This is a genomic window from Virgibacillus sp. W0181, assembly GCF_051846915.1.
Lineage (GTDB): Bacteria > Bacillota > Bacilli > Bacillales > Amphibacillaceae > JBPYCR01.
This window is the reverse complement of sequence record NZ_JBPYCR010000061.1, coordinates 1-8490: the sequence shown is the minus strand read 5'-3', so window position 1 is coordinate 8490 and position 8490 is coordinate 1. Positions and strand designations below refer to the sequence as shown.

At 37.7% G+C, this 8490-nt stretch carries 6 protein-coding genes; 4 read left to right on the top strand and 2 right to left on the bottom strand.

Translation table 11 applies throughout. The annotated features are described in order from the left end of the window. Positions 1-816, bottom strand: an 816-nt coding sequence (locus ACLIBG_RS15320) for an IS110 family transposase (RefSeq protein WP_439313630.1), incomplete at its 3' end; no start/stop codon positions are given. Positions 817-1072: 256 nt separating this feature from the next. Here ACLIBG_RS15320 and ACLIBG_RS15315 point away from each other — a divergent pair. The 3 genes from ACLIBG_RS15315 to ACLIBG_RS15305 are packed head-to-tail and all read left to right on the top strand — an operon-like array spanning position 1073 to position 4831. Next, positions 1073-2578 (top strand): spore germination protein, encoded by a 1506-nt coding sequence (locus tag ACLIBG_RS15315; protein WP_439313629.1) that lies wholly within the window; start codon positions 1073-1075, stop codon positions 2576-2578. 10 nt (positions 2579-2588) lie between these two features. Then, positions 2589-3701, top strand: coding sequence for a GerAB/ArcD/ProY family transporter (locus tag ACLIBG_RS15310; protein ID WP_439313628.1), 1113 nt, complete (start codon positions 2589-2591; stop codon positions 3699-3701). Next, entirely contained in the window at positions 3698-4831 is a 1134-nt protein-coding gene (locus tag ACLIBG_RS15305; RefSeq protein ID WP_439313627.1) for a Ger(x)C family spore germination protein, read from the top strand. Before ACLIBG_RS15310 ends, ACLIBG_RS15305 begins: the two co-directional genes overlap by 4 nt. A gap of 211 nt (positions 4832-5042) precedes the next feature. On the opposite strand, the gene ACLIBG_RS15300 is transcribed toward ACLIBG_RS15305, so the two are convergent. Then, positions 5043-6113 carry an undecaprenyldiphospho-muramoylpentapeptide beta-N-acetylglucosaminyltransferase gene (locus ACLIBG_RS15300; RefSeq protein WP_439313626.1) on the bottom strand — a complete coding sequence of 357 codons (1071 nt, stop codon included), beginning with the start codon at positions 6111-6113 and terminating at the stop codon, positions 5043-5045. A gap of 689 nt (positions 6114-6802) precedes the next feature. On the opposite strand from ACLIBG_RS15300, the gene ACLIBG_RS15295 reads away from it, so the two are divergent. After that, positions 6803-7981 carry an IS256 family transposase gene (locus ACLIBG_RS15295; RefSeq protein WP_439313625.1) on the top strand — a complete coding sequence of 393 codons (1179 nt, stop codon included), beginning with the start codon at positions 6803-6805 and terminating at the stop codon, positions 7979-7981. The last annotated feature ends 509 nt before the right edge of the window (positions 7982-8490 follow it).

Genomic DNA, 8490 nt, shown 5'->3' with positions numbered 1-8490 from the left:
GACTTCACTAATCTTTTCCTGAAGTAGGGTATATTGATCCATCAATGTGTTGATTTTCATTCTTGCCATGGTTTTACCTTCCTGGATACCGATAGAATGACGGGCAATTTCTTTTAATTGTCGAACCTTTTTCAATCCAACTCCTCTTTTAACCTCTTTACGGATTTCCGTAAGGATAGTCATTTCATCTGTCTTCACAATTTCATCCGGAAACAAGCCCATTTTTAATATTTGTATCGACGATTGTCCTTCCCATTTCGCAAAGACTGTTGTATATTCCGGAAAGTATCTATCAATCCATTGATGAACGCGCCCCTGCACTGCCTGAAGGTCTTTCATTAATTGGTCATACATATTCATACCCTCACGGAGATCGGCGTATATTCCTTCCGGTAAATTTGGTTCAGAATAGCGTCCATCTTGGATTAGGCGTGAAATGACTCTGGCATCTTTCACATCATTTTTGGTTGGTGAATTGTCATCTAACTCTTTTGATTTTTTTACATGCGCTGGGTTTACAACAACTACTTTACGTTTCTTTTCCATCAGCCAATAAGCCAATGGCAGCCAGTAATGACCAGTAGGCTCCATACCGATAATAACATCAGATTTTTTGTGTTGAGCGGTTAATTCGTTCATCCAATAGGTGAACGTTTGGAACCCCTCTATTGAGTTTTCAAGGTATAATGGTTTTCCAAATTGAACTCCACGGAAATCCTGTGCCCGCGCAACATGTGTATGCTTCGCGATGTCAATTCCAATAATTAAAGTTTTGTCTGTTAGTTGTAAGATCTTTTCATTTTGTTTATAATTCATGATATAGTCCTCCTGGTTTAAATTAAGGGTCCTTTTGCACTGCAGTGACCGGACACCTCGTATCATACCAAGAGGGCTTTTTTTGTTCAATCCTCATTTTGCTTCATTACAGGAATGCTTTCTGACCTTTGAATGAAACGAAGCAGCTTTTGATATGAAAATCAACGGCTGCTTCTTTTTTTGTGACCATTCATATTTTTTCTTCTTTTGTAGCATACTATTTTTAAAGCTATTCCATATTTTATGGAGGAAATACATGAATAAAAGAAGCCGGTCCAAAAACACAAATCCATTATTCCCATCAAAGGTAGATGAGCTAAGAAAAACACTGGAAGGAAAATTCGAGAATAATCCTGACCTTTCCTTTTCCGTATATGAACAACAAGGGGAAAAAATCGCTATTTTTTATATCTCTTATCTAGTCGAGGAAAAAAAAGTGGAGCAATCTATATTGCAGCCGCTTTTAAATAAAAAAGAAGCTTGGACAAATGATTCCTTATTGAACGACATTCCACTTAGCAACGGTACAAAGCACACTTCGCTTGACGATATTTTGGGAAAGCTTATTATCGGTGAAGTGTTTATTTACATTGAAGGAGAAAAAGAAATCGTCTCCTATTTACTGTTGAACAAAGAAAAAAGAAGCTTGGAAAAAGCTGAAACGGAATCTATTGTTCTTGGTCCACAAATTGCATTTACGGAATCCTTGGTTACCAACTTAAATATTGTCCGTTGGAGAGTTCGCTCTACAGATCTCGTATTGGAAGAAATACAAATCGGTAAAAGTATTCCACGCACTGTCCGGTTGGTTTACATGAAGTCAATCGCCAATGAGGAAGACGTTCAAACGATGCGCCAACGCCTTAAAGAATTGGACATTGATGAACTGGAGGACAGTGTTGTTTTAAAAGAATACATAGAGGATTCTAATAGTAGTCTTTTCCCGCAGCTCCAATCCACTGAACTTCCCGATAAATTTACTTACGCCATTACAAAAGGAAAAGTTGGTGTTCTCGTCGAAAATAGCCCGACCGCAATTTTTGGCCCGTCCTCCTTATTCAGTTTTTTGGAATCTACGGAAGATTTGTATATGCGTTGGAAGACTGGTACTATGTTACGATTCCTCCGTTTTTTAGCGATCTTTATTTCCATGTTATTAACACCTACATATGTCGCTGCAATGACTTACCAATATACCATTATTCCAATGCAGCTGCTTGTTTCCATCGGCCAAACACGAGCCGCTGTTCCGTTCCCGCCAGTTATTGAAGCGATTTTACTGGAGTTTTTAATTGAAGTATTACGTGAAGCAGGGGCTAGACTCCCCACAAAAGTTGCACAAACGATGGGTGTCGTTGGTGGTATTGTCATTGGACAAGCAGTGGTGGAGGCAGGATTAACGAGCAACATTTTAATCATCATTGCTGCCGCAAGTGCTATCGCATCTTACACAAGCCCGAGTTATTTAATGGGGACAACGGTTCGCTTGCTCCGATTGCCTTTAATTATATTGGCCGCACTCTTCGGATTATTCGGCGTCATGTTCGGACTCTGTTTTTTAATCATTCATCTTTTGCGAATGACATCACTTGGGCGGCCATATCTCGTTCCGTTGTATCCATTGCAGCTACAAGACTTTAATAAAGTATTTTTCCGTTCTCCGCTGCAATATAATTACAAGCACGCGAAATCATACCGTCCCAAAAAGAAATTCCGATTTAATAAGAAAGATGCGTTAATAAAAAGAGATATTGACGAATAGGTGATCCAGTATGGAGATTGACTTAAAAATAAAGCCAGCCTTTCAAATCCGCGCATTTTATTTATTTTTCATTGTATCTACCAATCAAATTGCAGTGGGCGTTTTGAATGCGCCACAGAATATATTCATCGCTACAAAACAAGATGCGTGGATTGCTATTCTTATTTCATATGCTTATATCCTTTTCGTCATCCTCGTGATGTTTTATATTTTAAGAAAATATAAAAATGCGGATATTTTCGGTATTCAAGTAGATATATTCGGTAAAGTAATTGGCAGATTGTTAGGTACGATCTACTTGATTTATTTCTATTTCAGTTTTCTTCTGATTTTACTCATTTATATCGAAGTTTCTCAAATCTTTATTTATCCGACGATGACTTCCTTTATAATCGCTCTGTTGATTCTAATATTGGTTGTTTATACCGTCACTGGTGGCTTAAGAGTAATTACCGGGGTCGCTTTTCTTTTTTTCATTCTCACCCAATGGCTTCTCCTGCTCTTATACGATCCGATTTCGCGAATGGATTGGGATCATTTACTTCCCATGTTTCATACGGGGGCTCCTGAATTGTTGAAAGGAATCAAGGCATCAACACCTCCTTTATCAGGCTTTGAAATACTGTTTTTGATTTATCCATTCGTCAGTAATAAAGAGAAAGCGAAATGGCCGGTGATATTAGGTATTAGTTATTCGGTTTTTATCTTGTTACTCACAACAATGATTGTAATCGGTTATTACAGCCTACAGGATATTAAAAATGTCGAATGGACGGTATTAACGTTATTCAAAAGTGTTGCCTATACATTTTTAGAACGTATTGATTATATCGTTGTTGTCGAATGGATGATGCTCGTTATTCCGACCAATGTGATATTAATGTGGGGCATGACGTATGGGATGAAACGGTTATATAATATTCCGCAAAGAATCACCTTATATATTGCTGCAATTTCCATTCTAATTTTGGCAAGTTTTATTAAGTCAAGTCATTTAATCGATCGGTTACAAGAAATTGTCTCTATAGTAGGCATAGGACTTATATACATCTATCCGCTTATTTTGCTCCCATTCGTTGTACTAAAGAAAAAGGGCCAAAAGAAAAAAGGACGTGGAAAATGATGAGATACTTTCGATGGACAATTATGCTGTTGCTATTAACAGGTTGTATCCCGTCACATCATTTGGAAGAATTAGGTATTATTACAGGCCAAGGGATAGATTTGACGGAAGAAGATAAAATAGAAACAACCGTCACATATTTAAAATTCGAACCAAAAACGGTGGAAAATAGTGTTGCTTACGGTAGCGCATATACATTAAAACATGCTATCACAAACGCAAATAAACAAAGTGATTATGAATTAGTACTCGGTAAGTTGAAAATGGAATTGTACGGAAAACAGTTGGCAGAGAAAGGATTATCCCCGTATTTGGATTTGCTTGGACGTGATCCCAATGTGCCGGATATGATGAATTTGGCAGTGAGCAATACGACCGCAAAAGAAATATTGGAACTACAAGAGAAAAGCATGCAACAAAACAATGTCGGGCAATTTCTTTTTGAAATAATCGAAAAAAAAGCACGTGACAAGATTTTTCCAAAAGTGACGTTCAGCAAATTTGTTACCCATTTACACGATGTAGGCAAAGATCCTATCTTGCCAATATTTGAACTGACGGAAGAGAATATACCGGAAATTACTGCCATCGCTATTTTTAAAAACGATCAATTTGTTGGACAAATATCCATTGAATATACGACACTTATTAATTTATTCGAAAAACGGGTAAAGGATCGTCCGGTCGAAGTTACTGTTCCACTGGAGCCGTTTAGGGATTACATGGTAGATAAGCAATCGGGAGCCCATCAACAAAGCTTGCATATTGCTTCCGGGATTATTGCAGGTAATGCAACGATAACATTAAAAGATAAAAATGAACCTAGTTTCCTTACCGAGATCAATATGGACTTAAACGTACTTGAACTTTCCGAAATGCTTATAATGGATAAAAAAGGAATAGTACCTTTACTGGAAAAAGAGATCAACAAAAAATTAACGGCACAGTTCGAAAAAATGCTCGCTCAATTAATAGAACTGAATGCAGACCCGCTCGGTTATGGAGCGATCTACCGTAAGCATACAAAGAATGGGGAGTTATCCGATAAAGAATGGAGAGAAAAATATCCGAACAGTAAAATTGACGTTAAATTGAAGGCGAATGTCATTCATCATGGCGAATGGGAGTAGAACTGTCACAGCCATTATTGGCAGACGATGGTAAAAATTTTAGAAAAGAATGCGGGTGCATTAGAGATTACGCTTTTTTGTAAAAAATCACTATCAAAACTAAATCAACTCAAAGGAATAATTTCCTTAGCAAGCAGCAGTTCCAGATCAGACGAATCGAACCTCCTATGACTTAAGTCAAGGAAGTTCAATTGTGTTCTTTTTACGATTCTTATTTACTCGTTTCTTTAATAATATTAATTACTAGGTCTTTTGCTTTTTGACTTTCATACTTTTTCATCTGATCCACTAGCACAGGACCAGACTTTGTTAAGTTGGAAATTGCATGGAGAAACGTTTCTTCGTTTAACTTTTCCTCTTCAAGCACATGAGCATAACCACTTTCTTTAAATGATTTTGCATTGACTATTTGATCGCCTCTGCTCGCTGCGCGTGACAACGGAATAAGCAGCATTGGAATATGAAGTGCAAGAAACTCAAATATAGCATTTGAACCTGCCCGGGAGACGACATAATCGGTTATAGCAAACAAATCTTTTAATTCATCATTTACATATTCAAATTGTGTATATCCCTTTTTTATCAACTGTTCATCGACATTTCCCTTTCCACAAATGTGAATGATTTGATACTTCGGTAAAAGTTTATCCAAACCTGCCCTCACTATTTCATTTATTTTTTGGGATCCACCGCTGCCACCCATTATAAGTAAAACAGGTTTCGCATTTTTAAAACCGGATAGAGAAAAGCCTTTTACAAGCTTCCCTTGAAAGAGTTCCTCACGAATGACCGCCCCTACGTATACAGCCTTCTTTTCTGGTAAATTTTTGACGGTTTCCGGAAATGTGGCCAATACTTTTTTTGCAAATGGAATCGCTATTTTGTTCGCAAGCCCCGGTGTAAAATCGGATTCGTGAATAACGGTAGGAACTCCGCTTAATTTTGCAGCAATGACAACAGGAACAGATACGAAACCACCTTTGGAAAACACGATGGACGGTTTCTCCTTTTTAATAACGCGCCACGCTTGCATAACTCCTTTCATCACTTTAAAAGGATCTTTTAAGTTTTCAATTGACATGTAACGTCGTAATTTACCCGTTGCGATCGGATGATACGTAACATTGTTCAATTGTCCAATTAATTCCCGCTCAATCCCTTGATGGGATCCTATATAATTGACTTTCCATCCTTCTTGCTGAAAGAAGGGAATTAAAGCTAAATTCACGATGACATGACCGGCAGTTCCGCCACCTGTGAAAAGAATGTGCTTCTTTTTCATATTATGTAAATCCTTTCTGTTTTCAGGCCTTTTCACGGTACAATACCATTATATAAATTTACGAGCAAAGAAGGAAGCAAATGCATGAAACGTAATTAACAAAAGGAAAAATTGAAATTATGTACGATTTCTTGATTCCGATTACACTTACTCTAATAGAGCGTGTTCACACCCCATGAACCAACTATGTTATAAGCAAATCTTCATTTTGTAAAGATACTACATAAAACGAGAAAAAAGATATTCAAGGCGGCACGAGCTCCCGAGCACCGGGCATGTATAGGGGGTATTAATTTATTCGTTTCCCACACGACATGGGCGGTTTAGTAGAAGTTCCTTAAATACATGAAGGCCAGAGAAGCAAGGCTAGGCACTTCCATAGGATGTGGTGATTTGATGTTTCAACATAATTTTACGGTGGGACGAAAGTGTAGCTACAGTACTTGGACGGTACTTGGACGTGTCGGACTTGGTCGAAGTTCCCTTGATCACGGCGATTTTTGGGCCACGTGACCGAAACATTCCCTTTTCCTCTATTTTGGGCACGCGGCGGCTTCTTACGTGACCGAAACATTCCCTTTTCGATTAAGTCCGTATTATTGTGTAAAAGGGATAAACAAAAAAGGGCCATATTAATTCCTTGTGATACAATGTTTTCAACGACGATAACAGTGTAGGAGGAATTAATAATGACCCAATTACAGTTTAACCTAGATTTCGATCAAATAAAAGCTGAAGTGATGCAATCCGATCTAAATGACGTGTTGAAATCTTCAATCGTTGTGTTATTCAACCAATACATGGAAATGGAAAGAGACAAGTATATGAAAAACACATCCCATGAGCGAAGCGAAGACCGTCATGATTACAGGAACGGATACTATACAAGAGACTTAATTGTGAACGTTGGAAAAGTTACATTAAAAGTACCCCGTACGCGTAGTGGGGAGTTTTCAACGGCTATCTTTGAGAAGTATCAACGCTGTGATAAAGCTTTCTTGCTTTCCATGTTGGAAATGGTTATTAGCGGGGTTTCTACTAGGAAAGTTTCTAAAATTGTTGAGCAACTTTGTGGAGAGAATGTTTCTAAATCCATGGTTTCCGAGCTTACGAAGAAGCTCGACCCCATTGTAAACAGTTGGACGCAAAAGCCTTTGGATCGACAATATTATAATTACATCTATGTGGATGCGATGTACATTAAAGTTCGTGAATATCACAGAGTAGTATCGAAAGCTGTTTATATTGCTTTAGGCGTGAATAGTCAAGATAAAAGAGAAATTCTAGGCTTCAAAGTTGCGGGAAATGAATCCCAAAAAACGTGGAATGAGTTCTTTGAATCCTTAATAGCCAGAGGTCTACAGCCCCCTAAATTAGTAATATCTGATGCTCATGAAGGCTTAAAAGCAGCTATAATGGAAAAATTTCTTAATGTGAGCTGGCAACGTTGTACTGTACACTTTCTGAGGAATATCATTCAAACAATACCGAAGAAAGGCTCTAAAGAAGCCCGGGAACATTTGAAGGAAATTTTCAAAGCGCCTACACAAACAATTTCCAGGATGTTAAAAGATGAGTTTATAGTAAAATTTGAAGAAGATAAGAAATATATAAAAGCCATTGAGACGCTTGATGCAGGTTATGAAGATGCCATTCAATTTTATGCAGAAGATAAAGATACACACGTCCATATCCGAACTACAAACGTGTTAGAACGGTTGAATTCGGAAGTGAGGAAAAGAGAAAGTATCATCCGAATCTTTCCTAATGAAGAATCTGCATTCCGACTAATAGGTGCGGTACTCATGGACCGAGAGGAAACAATGGACATAGGTGGGAAAAAATTTTTTTATCGTACAAAAGACTAATAACTATCCGACAGAATTAGTGGAGCTAGGTGGGAATTTCGGACGCAAAATTTTATTTGGTTTGGAGGGGCCCCTCCAAACCAAATAAAATTAAATCTTAAACCGTACAAATAGTTGAAAACCTTGTATCTTAAATTACACATAATTAAGGACTTGACTCACCTTCTTCCCATTTGGGCACGCGGTAGCTTACTTCGTGACCGGAACATTTCCTTACTGGCATAATCCCTATTTAAGGAGGATATATTCAATCCAATATAACAATACGCTTTCTATAATGCTATGCTACTTTTCATTCGAAAGTCACTAGCGTTGCATAAATATGTTTAGATTATTCAGTAAATTACTCATTTCCCTTTAAGACAAAAAAGCAAATAGCCTGATAAAAGTGGCACTGTCCATTTGGTAAAATTATACATTTAATACTTGGATACAACGACAACATTTGTTTAAATTCAAGTAGGCGCCAAGCTTTTGAAACGCTGCGTCCATATATATGACGGTTTCCA

Bases quoted from the DNA above. Each gene is read 5' to 3' on its own strand.
- ACLIBG_RS15300 (WP_439313626.1), bottom strand. From the start codon at position 6,113: ATGAAAAAGAAGCACATTCTTTTCACAGGTGGCGGAACTGCCGGTCAT.
- ACLIBG_RS15305 (WP_439313627.1), top strand. From the start codon at position 3,698: ATGATGAGATACTTTCGATGGACAATTATGCTGTTGCTATTAACAGGT.
- ACLIBG_RS15295 (WP_439313625.1), top strand. From the start codon at position 6,803: ATGACCCAATTACAGTTTAACCTAGATTTCGATCAAATAAAAGCTGAA.
- ACLIBG_RS15310 (WP_439313628.1), top strand. From the start codon at position 2,589: ATGGAGATTGACTTAAAAATAAAGCCAGCCTTTCAAATCCGCGCATTT.
- ACLIBG_RS15315 (WP_439313629.1), top strand. From the start codon at position 1,073: ATGAATAAAAGAAGCCGGTCCAAAAACACAAATCCATTATTCCCATCA.